The 15,803-nt window shown below is 49.2% G+C and carries 17 protein-coding genes; 2 read left to right on the forward strand and 15 right to left on the reverse strand.

Annotation, left to right across the window (positions count from 1 at the left end):
• Window positions 1-7: 7 nt before the first annotated feature.
• The 13 genes from ACX1DY_RS12450 to ACX1DY_RS12510 all read right to left on the reverse strand — a co-directional run bounded on the left by ACX1DY_RS12450 (window position 8) and on the right by ACX1DY_RS12510 (window position 11,954).
• The gene (locus ACX1DY_RS12450) at window positions 8-2,269 is read right to left on the reverse strand and encodes a hypothetical protein (protein ID WP_458964514.1); all 2,262 of its coding nucleotides are present in this window, start codon (window positions 2,267-2,269) and stop codon (window positions 8-10) included.
• Window positions 2,270-2,272: 3 nt separating this feature from the next.
• Window positions 2,273-2,887 (reverse strand): hypothetical protein, encoded by a 615-nt coding sequence (locus tag ACX1DY_RS12455; protein WP_458964515.1) that lies wholly within the window; start codon window positions 2,885-2,887, stop codon window positions 2,273-2,275.
• A 44-nt stretch (window positions 2,888-2,931) separates the two neighbouring features.
• A complete protein-coding gene (locus ACX1DY_RS12460; protein WP_458964516.1) occupies window positions 2,932-3,429 on the reverse strand; it encodes a hypothetical protein in 498 nt (165 codons plus the stop codon).
• Between the two features lie 20 nt (window positions 3,430-3,449).
• A complete protein-coding gene (locus ACX1DY_RS12465; protein WP_458964517.1) occupies window positions 3,450-3,830 on the reverse strand; it encodes a hypothetical protein in 381 nt (126 codons plus the stop codon).
• Between the two features lie 15 nt (window positions 3,831-3,845).
• Window positions 3,846-3,989 (reverse strand): hypothetical protein, encoded by a 144-nt coding sequence (locus ACX1DY_RS12470; protein ID WP_458964518.1) that lies wholly within the window; start codon window positions 3,987-3,989, stop codon window positions 3,846-3,848.
• A 5-nt stretch (window positions 3,990-3,994) separates the two neighbouring features.
• The gene (locus ACX1DY_RS12475) at window positions 3,995-4,207 is read right to left on the reverse strand and encodes a hypothetical protein (protein ID WP_458964519.1); all 213 of its coding nucleotides are present in this window, start codon (window positions 4,205-4,207) and stop codon (window positions 3,995-3,997) included.
• A gap of 81 nt (window positions 4,208-4,288) precedes the next feature.
• Window positions 4,289-5,158 (reverse strand): hypothetical protein, encoded by an 870-nt coding sequence (locus ACX1DY_RS12480; protein ID WP_458964520.1) that lies wholly within the window; start codon window positions 5,156-5,158, stop codon window positions 4,289-4,291.
• An 11-nt stretch (window positions 5,159-5,169) separates the two neighbouring features.
• Window positions 5,170-6,219: a hypothetical protein gene (locus tag ACX1DY_RS12485; RefSeq protein ID WP_458964521.1), complete on the reverse strand. Its 1,050-nt coding sequence runs from the start codon at window positions 6,217-6,219 to the stop codon at window positions 5,170-5,172.
• A 13-nt stretch (window positions 6,220-6,232) separates the two neighbouring features.
• Window positions 6,233-7,777, reverse strand: coding sequence for a hypothetical protein (locus tag ACX1DY_RS12490; RefSeq protein WP_458964522.1), 1,545 nt, complete (start codon window positions 7,775-7,777; stop codon window positions 6,233-6,235).
• Window positions 7,774-8,838: a hypothetical protein gene (locus tag ACX1DY_RS12495; RefSeq protein WP_458964523.1), complete on the reverse strand. Its 1,065-nt coding sequence runs from the start codon at window positions 8,836-8,838 to the stop codon at window positions 7,774-7,776. Before ACX1DY_RS12495 ends, ACX1DY_RS12490 begins: the two co-directional genes overlap by 4 nt.
• Before the next feature lie 21 nt (window positions 8,839-8,859).
• Window positions 8,860-9,636 (reverse strand): CpaB family protein, encoded by a 777-nt coding sequence (locus tag ACX1DY_RS12500; protein ID WP_458964524.1) that lies wholly within the window; start codon window positions 9,634-9,636, stop codon window positions 8,860-8,862.
• 246 nt (window positions 9,637-9,882) lie between these two features.
• On the reverse strand, window positions 9,883-10,779 hold the full coding sequence (gene purU, locus ACX1DY_RS12505; RefSeq protein WP_458964525.1) for a formyltetrahydrofolate deformylase: 897 nt from the start codon (window positions 10,777-10,779) through the stop codon (window positions 9,883-9,885).
• 47 nt (window positions 10,780-10,826) lie between these two features.
• Complete coding sequence (locus tag ACX1DY_RS12510) at window positions 10,827-11,954, reverse strand: deoxyribonuclease IV (RefSeq protein WP_458964526.1); 1,128 nt, start codon at window positions 11,952-11,954, stop codon at window positions 10,827-10,829.
• A gap of 170 nt (window positions 11,955-12,124) precedes the next feature.
• Between ACX1DY_RS12510 and ACX1DY_RS12515 the strand changes: the two genes are divergently transcribed.
• Together ACX1DY_RS12515 and ACX1DY_RS12520 are read left to right on the forward strand one after the other, a co-directional pair.
• On the forward strand, window positions 12,125-12,589 hold the full coding sequence (locus tag ACX1DY_RS12515; protein ID WP_458964527.1) for a DUF2621 domain-containing protein: 465 nt from the start codon (window positions 12,125-12,127) through the stop codon (window positions 12,587-12,589).
• Between the two features lie 75 nt (window positions 12,590-12,664).
• Window positions 12,665-13,567, forward strand: a complete 903-nt coding sequence (locus ACX1DY_RS12520) for a TIGR01777 family oxidoreductase (protein ID WP_458964528.1) — start codon at window positions 12,665-12,667, stop codon at window positions 13,565-13,567.
• 9 nt (window positions 13,568-13,576) lie between these two features.
• On the opposite strand, the gene ACX1DY_RS12525 is transcribed toward ACX1DY_RS12520, so the two are convergent.
• Both ACX1DY_RS12525 and ACX1DY_RS12530 read right to left on the reverse strand, forming a co-directional pair.
• On the reverse strand, window positions 13,577-15,253 hold the full coding sequence (locus ACX1DY_RS12525; protein WP_458964529.1) for a DUF6382 domain-containing protein: 1,677 nt from the start codon (window positions 15,251-15,253) through the stop codon (window positions 13,577-13,579).
• Between the two features lie 15 nt (window positions 15,254-15,268).
• Window positions 15,269-15,781, reverse strand: a complete 513-nt coding sequence (locus ACX1DY_RS12530) for an A24 family peptidase (protein ID WP_458964530.1) — start codon at window positions 15,779-15,781, stop codon at window positions 15,269-15,271.
• Between the last annotated feature and the right edge of the window lie 22 nt (window positions 15,782-15,803).

The following is a 15,803-nucleotide window of genomic DNA, read 5'->3' on the forward strand; positions in this document are numbered from 1 at the left end:
TCACCCCTTACCAAGACCAGTCAACTTCTGGCCCGCGATTCTTCACTTCAACAATTCGTTCTGATTGCGCCTGCCCATCCGAATTTGTTGATCTGCGATCACTTTCCGTCACAAATTCCTCTATAGTCGGTTGGCCAAACTCCTCAAAAACGGTTAACCGGACCTCATATTTTCCAACCTCACTTACTTCCAGGTTGAGTCGATCCTTATTTTCATTGCTGAATATTACCCACGACTCGTTATTGAAATTACCATCATTATTGGAATCATAGCGATACTCCCATAGCCGCCGGCCAATGACATCTTTATCCGGTGAATAAGACATATCATCTATTGCAATAAGTGCTTTATTACCATTGTCTGGACTTCGATAGGCTACTCCTACCAACGAGAAGTAATTAACCGGCGCTTCATCCGGAACAATATCAAACGTGATAGAAGCACTGGAGGAATACCCTAGCGTGTTCTCCACATAAATTGCTGCTTTATACTTCCCTGGCTTTTTGAACAATAGATCTTTTGTTTCAAAGTCTCCTAATGTGCCCTTGTACATGATATCTGCATTCGTCCCTCCAGAAAGTGTAGTTATGTATACATACGTTTTTTCAGGCACTAATGGAAACCGGGTTGGGCTTGTACTGCTATTCCTTAGAATAACTTTACGATTTTGCTTCAACGTTCCCTCTACCCTGATGTGAGCCTCCGGTTCCGGCTTAATGACTGTGATCTTCGTACTTGTACTGCCAAACTGCAAATCGTTATCGACTACAGTTAAAGAAATGTCGAAGGTTTTTCCTACTTGTGCTTGGGTGTACCATGTAGTTCCTTTAGCCATATTTCCGATTTTATCCTGCGCTCCTGGAGTATCCCACCAATAATCTTTAATGAATCCGTCTGGATCATGCGATAAGGAGCCATCAATCAGCGCATCGTCACCAGCTTTAATTTCACTTGGGGCGTTGATTACAGCAACTGGCGGCTTTCCGATTGGTGCTGGGGGCTGGGGAACAGGGGGAAAAGTGACTTCCGGTTTGTTTTTATACACGCCAGCCGAAGTACTTAACTTCTCCTCTAGTGAGTCAATCTCTCCCGTCTTTGTAACGATCTTTTTATTAAATCGAACCACGACTGTTAAATCGTAATCTTGTGTAAAGTTTTCGCCTGTCACCTCTGGCACCGTAATCTTAAAGTCGAAGCTCTTACTTGCAGTGAATGTTTTCGCAGCTTCCTTTTTGATCTGAAGTGTTTCGTTTTTATCCTTTTTTTTCGCGTAAAATAACCATTCTCTGATGTTAGACGAATCCGTATACCCTTGCAGTTCCCCTTTTACGGAAATTTGAACAGGCATGTCCGTATTTCCTAGCTTGGCTGGGTTGGGATTCGGTTTGTCTAACGTTACTGATCCGACTAGAGTAGGTTCAGTCGGAAGTTTATAGTCGAAAGATATATTGCCGCTATATTTGTATGAGGTGACGTTGGCTGAAGCGGTGAAGTAATAGTTTAGCGCTATTTTATATCGTCTCCCAGTTGCATAACCGCCCTCCCAACTATCTGGAAGCTTTTCAGGCCCATAATTTTGTAATGCTGCATTTGTTTTATAGTAAATAACAAATTGATTATCATTAACTATATTGTGACTCACATAAGTACTTGGTAGATATTTTGTAGGTACATTCAGCTGAACAGAAGACTCAATGATATCTGCAGGAGAAATAACACTGTTCACACTTCCGTTGTACCATTTAATTCCGTCCTTATATACAGGAGATTGAGTCACAATCTTCATATCTGGCGGATCGTTTCTGGGAGTCCCAGAACCTTGACCGTTTATGTCTTTATGCTTTTGAGAATTTGTATACGGGTCCCAATCATTTATTTGCCAGCGTATTCCATCTGAATATCTCCAGATCGAATTTCCTGGTGTTGTAGAAAACATTGATTTATATGAAGCATAATAACCTTCAACATTGTCGATTTTTCCTTTTGATTCTACGCCTTTCAATGTTACTTTCACTTTTCCATTTTCAACGGTAAGAGAAACCTTTTCATTGGTTCCATTATACTTGAGTGATGAAGTAACAATAGATGAGGCTGAAACTCCACTCGGCAACTCTAAACTGTATGTCTTCTGGCTATTTGAAGATACTGTAAGTATTTCAGTGGGCAGGGATATTGTTTTATTTTGTGAATCCGCAGCTTCTATGGATTTAGGGAAATTAGGTAATAACACAATAATTACAAGCAGAAAGGTAACTATTTTTCTCATCATTTATTACTCCCCTGGACGTGCGACAATATACTTTTGATCGAAGCCACCACCAAAATTAGAATAAACAGAGATACTGTCAGGGGCCTCGATTGATTCATACATTTGATAGGTAGTCAGTTTTTCTCCTGGTTTTAAGGACCAGGTGTATAAAGCGTCTTTGTTGTTTACTTTATTGATTGTCAGTTTAGGTGTAGGGATATCTAGGTTAAAGCCGTTCATATTTAAGAACCATTTTGGTACTAAATCTTTAGCGCCCCACTGGATTAATTTCTTGCTATTATTTTGAATAGTGATTTTCGTCCAGATCATATACTTTGTTGGCTGCATATAGATTTTATCTGAGTAACCATACTTCTTCATCAACGCCTGAGCATCCTTAGACTTCACATCATAAATCATCAGCTTTTCCAGCGTATAGCTAAACCCTCCGGATGTAACAGTCACCGGCAACTCCACTGCCTTTTTCAGACCATACTTCGAAAGGTTATCCCGCATAACCGGCGCAGCGGTCGCCGAAGGAGAAGTTCCCGCAGCGTGCGAGACACTTCCCTGTCCTACAACTGCACCAAGTAACATCGTTGCTGCCAAAATTGACTTCATCATCATTGTTTTTTTCATAGTTCGAGCTCTCCCTAATAGTTAGTATTTGACTGCTTTATCTCTTAATCATTCATCTTATACTCCTGCACGGCAGGCACGATGATGGCCTCCTGCACCTTTGCGCGCGAGATGAGTACCGGGTGGCCCGTCTCGATGACGGCAATAACGGAAGGGCCTTGTATGTATTTGGTGATGCCATACTTGCTGTCCTCATAGAGAAAAGGAAAAGCAACTCCGCTGGATTGATCGACAATATCGAACTTTACGATCTTAACTTTGGTTTGGAGCCTGCTGCCTGCCAGGGGGGACAGGCCGTCGTCCAGTCCCAGGTTAGCCTGAAGGGATTGCCGGAAGGCGGCAAAAGCTTCAGCGGGGTCAATAATCAGACGGCCCTGTGCCCGTGCGGCCTCATTTAGCTCCTGTGATGCATCGTGTACAGCAATGTTATTGGCATCCTTCAGCATGCTGCGCAGCGTGTCCCACTCCTGATTTTGAATCTGAAAAAACCAGGAGTAGACGAAGATCAATAGAACAAACGCCAGCTTAACAATATAATCCATAGATTCGGTTCATCCCTTAATCAGTCGAGATACTCGCTCATGATAGATCCATGTCCGTAATAACGCGTAGGCTGGGTCACACCAGAAAAATTGTAGGGAAACAGATTCAACCGGGGTGCTGAGATATATACATCCATCCGCTGCTTGCGTTCTTGTACGGTTTCCGTACTGCTTGTGATTTGAATGGACGCCTCAGGAAATCCTACAGCCTTCAGGTTGGAGATCACCTCACTTTCCATGGAAGCCGTGACCATCCCCTCCGTTGCCGCTTTTTGCGTTATATACGATGTGTTGGCTTTAACCTGCAAATCCAACAAATAATCGATATAGGTGAAAATCGGCTGCAGGATAATGAACAAGACGAGCCACATGAATAACGCCCGGAGGACAGTAGCCTTCATGGCAGACTCCCCCTTTTAATACTGCTCGACTTGTTTGGTATGTGTGATGATATCATCCTGGCTGCTGCCGATAATATGGGTTGCCGCCGCGATGAACATCCCGGCAATCACAAAACCAATAGCCAGAAACAGCGCGACTGAGATTGAATCTTTTTTCATGGCGATTATACCGCTGTATGGGATAGCGTTTGAGCGGATGCGGTCGATGTGCCCGAATCCAGTGGCTGAATTATACTCACACCAGGTATAGTCGGTCTGTTGTCATCTGCAGAGTTAATAACATCCCGTACAACCGGAATCAAAATGGCAATTACGATGGCAACACACAGGAACCCGATAGCGATGAACAATCCAGCAGAAATAGCGTCTTTTTTCATTGTTAATTTCTCCCTTTTCATTTTATATTTTTATTTGATTCTTGAATACAACAAAAATTTCAGACAATGCAATTTATCCGCTTATTGAAACATTCCCACGCCGTTAAAATTTCCTTTGATCAGCAAAATGTACTGCATCGCCAGCGATACGATCATCAGGAAAGTGGCGATGGAAGGAATGACGTTGATGATGGTCGAGACGTCGCCGATGAAGGACCATTTTTTTAAATACTGGTCGCTGGAAATTTTGGTGATGATTTTGCCCTGCTCCCGCAAATAATTCGCCGCTTCCGTATCGTCGTCCATACCCTCCGTAGCCAGCAGAATGGAGCGGATGTCATTAATGAACGCATGATCGTCCGGAAATTTGCCGCAGAACCATTCAATGGCCCGTTCGTTCCCTTCATCCACTGCCCGCTCGGACAGCTCATACAGATCCTGCCGGATGTAGCTAAAATGTCCAGCCGTTCCCGCACAGAAAGCGCCGAACTGCATGTATCCCCGCTTGCGCAGCCGATTGTTCTCGTAGAGCCGGATGAAGGAGATAAGCTCGCCGTCCTTTTGAATGAGCGCTTTCTGATGCAGCCAGGCCAGCAGCCAGCCCAGCGGGAGATATCTCAGCGGACTGGTGATGATCAGGATCAGAGCACCCACAAGCAGATCGTAGATGGAGAAAGGCACGGAGCGCAGAAAGTCACCTGCAGCTTGAACCAGTACATAGATAAGCGCCGCCGAATAACGGAACAGAGTGATTTTACCGGCAGAAATGGTTAGGCCGCTGTTATGCAGCAGTTGCTGGAGCCGTTCATTATGCATCCGTTCCCCGAGTATTTTCCACCTTGCCCCCAGCCGAAGCATATAACGCTCCTGTCTAGTGCTGCTGCTCACAAAAACCAGCAATGAGAGATATACAAGTCCCAGGACGGCAATCAAAAGTAAAAGTCTATCCATTGTTCATCACCTTAGTGGTAGTCCAGTTTTGGCCTGGCAAGTACGGTACTGATCATGAAAGAGATGAACAGCCCTGAAATAATAACCATCAAAAAAGTTAAGCCGACACTCGTCTGAAACTGCAGCTTGAAATAGACATCAGGCTTTAGCATATAAATAAATGTTCCGACCGACGACACCAGCACAACCAGATTACCGTATAACCCCAGGCTGATAGCATCTCTGCTTCCTGCCTTTACCGTCAGAATCGTCTCCCGCTGCTGCTCCATCGAGCGGCTCAGCATCATGAGAGTATTCTTCAGGTAACGCGTGCCTTCTTTCTCGCAGTACAGCAAATCCGACACGAATTCCACGGCAAAGGTAGTCCCGATTGCCCGCGCAAACCGCTCCGCCTCATGGGTAAGCTCCCGTTCATTGCTGTAATTGGCAAACGCCGCCCCCATCAGCCTCAAGGGAGTCTTCAGCACACTTTCCTCCGTCAACAGGTCAGCCGTTTTGGACAAAATCGAATCCACCGACAGATGCGTGAATTTGGCCGCTATTTTGATTACATCCAGCAAGTCATAGCTTCCCCGTACCTTCCTCTGCGCATAGGCATACCTCAGCCGAAGATAAGGGACACTCGCTGCAATAATTGCCACAAAGAGCGGGAAACGCCAAGCCCCCTGAACCGGAAGCCTATCATCGAAGCTGATTCCTTCCAAAAAAGGATTGCTGAAGCTCAAATGCCCCGGCAGCTCTCTTAAGGTCAGCAGTCCTGAGAGAAAAACAGCGCTGAACAAAAACACGGTGCGAACGGAAAAGCGCATCACGCTGATGCCCGGTTCATATTTACGGTGGACAAAATACAGCAAATCATCCAAGTGCCGGTACAGCCACCTTCTTTTCTTATTGCTGCTGACCTTTTTGCCAAAAAGACTGATCCTGAGGCTCATTCCCAGGTCGATCTTCTGCCCAAGCTGCCGCAAGTGCCTTTCAATCAGCGGCTTCACCAGCAGCCACAGGCCACCCGCAATCAATAAATGAAAGGCAACCCGAAGCATATAAAATAACAGCTCCATCCCTTCTCCCCCTTCATTCGTTCAGTACAATCTTCGATTTAAGACTCTCCTTGAGCGGCTCCTCCATAGGCTTCAGCGCGGCCAAATGTCCAAGCTCCTGCAGCAGCACACGCGAGGCCCGGGAATTTTTCTTTTTCATCTTCCGCATGAGTCCGGCTGTCAGCTTGTCATTATAAGTCCAGGCGGATTGTTCTTCCTCCCAGCGCATCAGATCATTGGCGAACACAGAGTTTGCGGCTTCGTCATAGTACACCTCGGAGATCCGCGCCAGCCGCTTTTTCCCGTCAGCGACACTTTCCAGAATAAACACCAGCTCACAGGATTTGAGCGCAGAGATCAGATGTCCCTTCAGACTCCCGCCGATCCGTGTCGATACCGCAAAAGCGCCCTGATAAGGAATATCCTCCGAATCCACCGTATGAAAGGTTCCTGTAATGCCGTCATAGCCTTTTTCACCGCTCCACAAATAGAATTCCCATTCGTTATAACGCATTTCTGTCATATAGAGAATGTTCGGATCATGCCGCAGCGACTCGACTCCAACCTCCATCAGCTCTTCGTTGGCAGCCTGAATCGGGATAATCCTATGACCTTTGATCTGATATGGCAAAATCGACTCCGGATGCTTCTCAATCATCACCACGCCCATGCAGGAGGAGGAGCCGAGAAGCTGTTCACCGACAATCGTGTTGGCAAAAGTAGTTTTGCCCGAGCCTACTGCCCCGGCGATAATCGTATTGCGGAACGTTCCCGACAGCGCGCGAATCAGCTCGATGGCTTCCGCAGGGATGCATTCCGTACCAGCCTGATCCTCCAGATCGAGAAATTCTACAACCTGCCTCCGCAGCGAAATCGTTGTGAAGCCATCCCAGACCCTCGGGGAAACCCAAATTGCGAGACGGATAAAGCGGCCCGGCCAGAGCGGATCATCCATTTTGAACTCTACCGAAGGATTGTCCTTGTTGAGCTTCTTATTGGGATCGCTTTTGAGCAAGGAACGTTTGAGCTGCTCCACCCGGTCCAGTGAGGGCATTTCGTAAGGATAGACCACAAATCTGCCGCGATGGTTGTAAAAAATCTGCCGTCCGATCATCTGCAGCCCAGTAGATTCACTGTAAGCACGGTCGGTGAACCAGCGATAGGCTGGCCCGAAGCCCTTCCATTCGTGAAAAAGCGCCTCCGCCGCTGTACCATAAGCCTCCGGCACCTTGCCGGTAAACGGCGTTTTGCGCAAATATTTCTCGATCTCATTCATAAAAAAGCTGACTGCCTGCGGATCGCCGATCAATGCCTTGGCATTAAGCTCGAAGTACCCTTCGTCCTCCCGCTCCAGCTCGGCGTTCATATCATTTTTCATCTTTTGCAGAAAACCATAAAAATCATCTTTGCCCGGCTTACTGGTCCGCAGAACGCTTTGCTTAAGCGAGAACAAACGTGAACATTCGTTAGGATTAGTCAGCCGTAACGACTCCAGTGCAGATTCCTGCACAGCTCCTTCCCGCTGGTCTTGCGCTGGGTTCGGCCTATTGCGGCATACTTCTTCCCGATATTCAATCACTGGAAAATCCCCTTCTTTCGAGCTTCCGGCGCCAGGCCCAGTGCTACCAGCAGCGCGTGAACCTTATCATCCACATGCTGAAGCTCTCTTTTGCCGAGTGGAAGGCTGTCCTGAAATGGCTGATAATAGGGAAGCTCAAGCAAAATCTCACTGCCGAAGCGAAGCGCCAGATTCTTGGGTGAGCTCAGCTCCTCCACATTGCTGCGATTAATGAGCCACTGAAAATCCTTCGGCTGCAGATCCATATGACCGGCAAGCTCCATTAATGATTGAAGGCGGTATTCATGCTTCGGATGCGTAACGATCATACGCAATGCCGATTTCTGCATCCCCACATACCATGCTGCGCTTTCGGGAACAGACCCGAAGTCGGCAACTACCACATCAGCGGTTTCGGCTGCCTTGGCAAGCAGATATTCAATTTCCTCCTCCTGATAATCCTGGACACTCAGATAGTCAAAATTGCCCGGCAAGTAGGCGTAGCCCTCCTGCTTAACCAATCCTTCAAAATCCGCAGCCTGCAGCATTTTACCGGTCAGCCGGGGCCGCAGCCTGTCGAGACTGATTGCCGTCTTGCGGTCGTATCCGGGATCGTACAGATTTAAGCCCAGCAGAATCACCTGCATTCCTGCCGCCGCCATCCGGCGGGCGAACAGCTTGGCCATACTCGTACAGCCAATGCCCGGACCGGAGCCGAAAAAACCGACTAGATTGCTCCGTTCCTCGCGCTCCTCCTCCAGAATATAGCGCAGCTTGTCCACAATCGCCGACGAAGTTGAGCGCGGTGGAATAAAGAAGATTCCCAGGCTCTCGCATAACATATGAATGGCCTGATAGCTGCGGACTCCTTTTTGCCGGTATACATACAATAACGATGAGTTCGGATAACCTCGCCGCAGTTCACTAAGTCCCGATACGGGAATCTGCTCGCTCGTAACCATCAGCATCTGCCCCTGTGTCTGGGAAGGCTCCGGCAGAACATTTTGCGTAACTACCGTGAACCCGGCAAGCTTGATCTCATTAATCGTCAACTGATCCAATCCAAAACTGAATATTTTCATGTCAATCGCCTCCCTTCATTTTTACTCGACCCGTACAATCCACAGCTTCTTGCCCTGCTCCAGATATTGCCCCAGCAGTTCGCCGTCGCTTTTCTTCAGCTTCAGCTCGGGTGCAGCCACCTTGCCGGTAGAGGTGAAACGGTTGTTATTGTTGCCGTCCTCCGAATCCAGCACATCATTGTTGTCCTCGGTCCTTACATAATTCACGGTGACACCAGTGAGAAACACCTTGCGGGCAGGCTCCGCAGGACCAGCTTCAACAACACCTGTTCCCGTTGTTGATCCCGCAGCACCGGGAGATCTGCCACCTGCACCTGCAGAACCGTAGCCGCCATTCCGCGTCTGATTAGCCAATTCAGCGTCAACCAGATAAATATCCACCTTGTCTCTGCTGCGCAGTGAGCCGTTGATCGCATAGATAGCGTCCTTTGGAATAGGGAAGATACCTTCGTCCTGCTGCGGCTCCAGATCACTGACATCCACAAGGGATGCCGTCAAAATACTGCCGTTTGTCAAATTTACATTTGTAATTTTATGCTCTACCTGGCTTATGTCCGTGATCACCCCGGAGGGGATGTCCTTGGTCTGGACAGAATCCAGATAGAGGTCGTTTGGCTTCAATTCATAATTTTTTGGCAAAAAGCTGCCGTCAGCCACTTTAATCTTGACCACAGTCTGCGACAGCACGTACGGCTTGAAATAAAGATCATAGCCGAGCAATCCGCCGAAACCGACGATCAGAATGAGAAAAGCAAACAAATAATTGCGTCTTAACAAATGTCCCCGCTGTGATGCCAAGCCTTTTACCCCCTTTGAAATGTCGTTTTTGCCCATGACAAAATACACCTTGGCCCAAAGTGCCAAAATGCCGGTAAAATGCTTTTTTACCTATAGTAGTTGAGAAAAGTATTAGATTATCAATGAGGCGGTGAAGCTTGAGGTTAACTGCGGGAGCAGGCTCCCGGCTGGAGAAGGGTTCCGGTGAAGGGCAGACACGGTGCCAAATATATCAGGACTGCCGCCATTCACCGGAGGATGTATCAATTAATTAAAAACCACAGTTTTGTTGTGATGGACAAGAATTCTGTCCTCAATATGCCATTTGACCGCCCGGGCCAGAACAACACGTTCAATCGTACGGCCGATGCGCTTCAGCTCGTTCACATCATCACTGTGGCTGACCCGCTGCACATCCTGCTCAATAATCGGACCGCCGTCCAGTTCTTCAGTAACATAGTGGGCGGTTGCGCCGATAATTTTCACCCCGCGCTGGTAGGCCTGGGCATACGGCTTGCCGCCAACAAACGCCGGGAGGAACGAATGATGAATGTTAATGATCCGGTGGCGGTAATGTTCTATGAACGCAGGCGAGATAATCTGCATGTACCGCGCCAAAATAATGACGTCGATATCATCCCCAATGACCTCAAGCTGACGTTGCTCCGCTTCCGCTTTGGTGTCCGCCGTAACCGGGATATGATGGAACGGAATGCCGAAGGATTCAACATAGGCCTGCATATCGGTATGATTGCTGACCACAAGGGCAATATCCGCATCCAGATCACCGGCCTGCCATTGCCATAGCAATTCAACCAGACAGTGATCCTCTTTGGAGACAAAGATCGCCAGCCGTTTCTTGTGGCTTACACTGTAAATTTGCCAGTTCATTTTGAACCGCTCAGCCACACCGCCAAAGATAGAGCGCACTTCATCAATCCGCTCATCCAGATTAGGCAGGTCAAACTCTACTCTCATAAAAAACATTCCGCCAACCGGGTCCATTGTGTATTGATCCGACTGCACAATGTTGGCACCGTGCTGGTACAGAAAATGCGATACAGCGGCTACGATCCCAGGTCCGTCCGGACAGGAAATGAGCATGCGCGCGCGGTTTGGATAATGTCCGCTTGACGAATGATCTCTTTTAACATGTAATTCCATAATCCTCTTTCCATCCTCTCATCTGCTAGCGCAATCTGTGGTTAAGCTTAAGCGTTCAGGAGCAGCTCTTTGCCTGCCAGCCATGCGATAAGCCGGTGATTGATCGCTTCCTCACTAAGCTGCGGGAAAAGCTGTGCAGCAGCAACGTTATCGTATAGCCGTTCCAGCGGTTCACGCGGATCAGCCTTTTTGGCCTTGGCGTCGTTCTTCAGCAGCTCCCATACATCCAGCACATACTGGCGGGGATCAAGCTCCTGCTTGGCAAAAAAAGCCTGCAGCTCCTCAACCTGCTGGAGAAACTCTGCTCCAAAGCGCTCCTTAACATTGCCGCGCAAGAGAGCAATCTCTATCTCGTACATCGGGCGTACCGTCTTCGCATCCTTACCAATCCAAGGAGTCTCCAAAATAAATGGCAGACCTGCCAGCGCTTCGTGATGAACTACCTTGTTGATGGCCTCAAAGCCAATGTAGCCTGAGCCGATCGGGGTATGACGGTCCTTGCCCGCTCCGCGCGGATTTTTGCTGTCGTTGATATGAACAACACCCAGCCGCTTAAGGCCAATAATCTGGTCGAACTGCTGCAGAACACCATCCAAATCGCTGACGATATCATAACCGGCATCATGAATGTGGCATGTATCGAGGCAAATGGACAGCCGCTCGTTATGGACGACTTTGTCGATGATCGAGGCAATCTCCTCGAAGCTGCGGCCAATTTCAGTCCCTTTGCCAGCCATAGTCTCTAGAGCAATGTGCACTTCCGTCTCGTCTGTACCGCCAAGCACCTCATTCAGACCATCCGCAATCCGTTGTACTCCGTATGCAGCATCCTTGTCCGTATAAGCTCCAGGATGGAGCACAATATGCTTCACCTCAAGGGCATGCGTGCGGCGGATTTCCTCCTGCAGGAAATCAACGGCCAATTGATACGTGTTATCCTTGTAGGAGCCCAGATTAATGATGTACGGAGCATGGACAACAATCTCCTCCACACCGTTCTCCTTCATCGCCTGCTTTCCTTCAGCGGGATACATGGATTCAATCGGCTTGCGGCGCGTATTCTGCGGCGCCCCCGTATATATCATAAATGAGGTAGAACCATATTCATTTGCTTCATTGGCCGCGCTCAGGAGACCCTTGTCCGCGCAGGACACATGTGAACCTATTTTCAGCATGCCTTTTCCCTCTTTCCTTCACGAATTAACCCCTATTCTACCGTGATCGGGAAAATAAATCTAGACAAGCTGTAGTAGCCGTCTTTGGCTTCGCAAAACTTTGGAAATACGCTATACTTTATCTGAGAATGAAGTTTGTGACAATCATCATTGTCAAAGGCGGTGTATACATGTCATTCAAATCAAGCTTAAGCTTGCTGTCCACAGCACCGAGCAATTGGTTTATGAACTCCATCGCATTTTGGACTTTCCTGCTGCTGGGCTGCATGTGCATCGGCGGCTATTTCATGTTCCGCAAATTTCTCAAGGTGCTGCCGAAGGCCGATGGCAAATCGAAGCTCGACTGGCAGAATTACTGGGTAGAGCGTAGCCGTCCGCTCTGGAGCGACGAGATGAAGGCTTTTCTGGATCAGCTTGTCCAGCCTGTACCAGGCCCTTTCCGCGATATCGCCAAGCATTCCATAGCTGCCGAGATTGGCAAGATCGCTGTGGAGAGCCAAGCGACGGAGGTCACCCGCGAGCATTGTATCAGAGGTTATATCATAGCTACACCGCGGCGTGATAACCGTTTTCTGGTCAGCTTCCTTGAAAAAAACGGCATCGACTACTCTCCTTACCAGCATCTGATCAAGTAAGCCTCTATCTACCTACACCTTAACTGTGTCCATAACATCACTTCAGGACGTGCCTGAACCGAAGGAGCTAACCCTATGAAATACCTAATCTGCGGCGGCAGCGGCTTTATCGGGCGCAGGCTTACAGAATATTGGCTACAGGGCGGACATCAAGTCATCGTCGTTGGCCGTAAGCTGCCTGAGGCTTACTCTTCACATCCAGGCCTTAGCAGCCTCACGTGGGACAGCGTGGCGTCAAATCCGAAGCTTGGCGAAGACGCAGATGCACTCATCAACCTTGCCGGAGCCTCGCTCAGTCAACGCTGGAGCCCAAAGGGCAAGAAGGTGATTATGCAGTCCCGGCTTGAGACCGTTTCTGCGGCTGCCAAGCTGCTAAATGCGCTGCAGCATAAACCCGCAGTGGTTATCCAGGCCTCCGCTGTCGCCATTTACGGCACATCGCTGACAGATAACTTTGTTGAAACCTCTCCCGCCCATGTTATGGACTTCCCTTCTGGGGTCGTGCAAGCATGGGAAGAAGCTGCTGACGCAGCTTACAAGGGAGTAAGGCTGGTCAAGCTGCGCACTGGAGTAGTGCTCGGTAACGAAAGCGGCGCTTTGCCCAAAATGAAGCTGCCTTACATGCTCGGCTTCGGCGGTAAAATCGGCAGCGGGAAGCAGTGGCTGTCCTGGATCGACCTCACCGATATGGTCCGGCTGATTGATTTCTGTGTACAAACTCCCGGAATCGAGGGTCCAGTCAATGCAACGGCTCCGCAGCCCGTGACCAATGAAGAATTCGGCAGAATGATCGGAAAAGTATACCATCGTCCGCATTGGTTCCCGCTGCCAGGCTTTCTGCTGAAAGCAGCAGTAGGCGAGCTGTCGGAAATTCTGCTGAAGGGTCAGCGTGTGCTCCCTGCCAAAGCGCTGGACCACGGCTTTAACTTCACCTATTCAACCCTCCAGCCATCACTGGAGCATTTGAAAGCTGAATAACACTGGTTATTAGGCTGAATGGAACGTATAGCAGCCTTTTACAATGGTGAACACTGTCCCTTCCGTCAGCGGATACTCCTTGTACGGAATCATCGCCTCTCCCTGAAAAAGCGTTCCGTTTCGGGAGTCCAGATCCTTAAGAATGTATCCCCCCGGACCCTTGAGGATTTCAGCATGCACTCTGGATGCCCCTTCGGATTTCTCTACATATTGTGCTACCTCAGGTGAGCGGCCAATGAGAAAGCTGGGGCGGTTCAGCTCGATTTTTTCCAGACTGCCGATTTCGTCCTTCTGGACTCTTTCAAGGTATGGACCGGCCCGCCCTGGCCTCTCCTTGTCGCGCTCATTCTCGGAGGGCTGATCCCGTGTCAGCAGCGTCGTTGCCTCTACCGGTAACGGTACTGGTGCTTTTACATGCTGGCTGTGTACTTCTGCTGCGCCTTTGAATTGTATACCTTGAGCACTGCCGATGACCGGGATATCAGGTTTCTGAGCGGACCTTGGAGTAATCGGAGTCCCCAGAGTACTAACCGGAGTACCAGCCGCATTAGCTGAAGCATCAAGATTTCTTCCGAAATCCCATTCCAGCGCCCTATGATTCATCCACCTTTTATCCTCCGTCTCACCTTCTGCGTCTTCTTCACCCTTAACGCCCCCAAGCATCAATCTTCCGCTCCATACCAGCCAGCAGAAAATTGCAACCGCCAGCGTCACTGCCGCACAAACCACCAGCCAAAGCGGCTTAGGGTTGTTCAAATAAAGAAACTTCCATAATAACGCGTCGGCGAGAACACCGCCAAGCACAACATAGGTCCTGCTCGCGGACGGTTCAGTTGAGGCTTGACTCTCGGAACCCAGTTCGTCTATTTGTGGCTCCTCTTCCCTTAGCCTGAGTCTCGGATAACCGTTCATCCATGAAGCCTGACTTTGAGCTGCACTAGCCGCGTTTCCGTTGTCCAGCTCTATTTTCCCCCTCTCCGGGATAACCGGTTCACTCCCTGCAGGCACATTGTTCCGCTCCCGAACTACTCTTTCTGCTGACAGCGGCACCGCAGGCAAGGAAGGGCTCGGCGCAGGCTCAATAGCCTCCTTATGCCTTCTTGCTCCATCACCGTCTGTCAGCAGCTCCGCCAACAGCTCCTTTAACCCTGCCAGAGTGAATTCCTCCCCGCCACAGTATTGCAGCAGCCTCTGCACACCATCACCTGAGAGTTCACTTACGGACGACATAAGCACCATAATTAATGACTTCAGTGAGTCTCCGGGACGCACGGCAGATTCAGCAGACAGCAGAGGAAGGTAAGTGAGATATACCTTGCCGCCGCGAAGAGGCCCGTCAATAAAAATGTAATCCTCATGCAGCGCATACTGCTCCGCCCGAAGCATATACAACTGCCCCTCCTCCATACCCGCAGCAATTTGCAGCAGCAGTCCGAAGAGGTCCGTCAGGCTAAGCTTGTCGGTTTTCAAAAGATGGCTGAGCATTTTCCGGCGGGACAACGCATACTCCAGGGTTACCTGCAAGTCAATTTCCCGGAGCAGCAGCCGCAGATGATGCGGAATCCCGGTATTCATCAGCATGCGGGCCTGAACCATATTGAGCTCCGCCACACGCAATCCTTCAGGCTTACTTAGCAGCATCGAGAACCCATCCTGCTGCACAAAATCACGGCTCAATCCGAACAATAACCATCACCTCCCTCATAGATACAAATAAGCACAGATAAATCCTGGAACGACCGCCAGCATAAAAGGAAATCTCAACAGCTCACTGCCGTTTCCTTTCTTAAATAAACGAAGATCGCGAAGTAACAAAAATCCTGCTGTCCTGCTGATGATCCCCCTTATGCGTCTTCCGGTTTCCCGCCTAGTCAGAACAATGATCCAGCCAATCACTGCGCCAAATAACACAGAATATACCGTAACCTGCAGTGTAAACAATATCCCCGTCCAGGCCCCGATTCCCGCAAAAAGCTTAACATCTCCTGCCCCAACCGCACCGATAAGATGCATGATCAGCAGCAGCAGGAACCCCGCAATTGCACCGCAGAGGGAAAATAGTACGCCGTACCACCCTTTCATCAGACCCTGCGCAAGCACACCGGCAAGCAGCACGCTTAGAGTGATCCAGTTCGGTATCCGCATATAGCGGATATCCGTAATTAACGCCACTGCCAGGAACGGCAGGCAGCCCCAAAATGCCCATACCGCCATTAATATGTCCCTTCTTCCGCCA

The organism is Paenibacillus sp. BAC0078 (assembly GCF_054483875.1).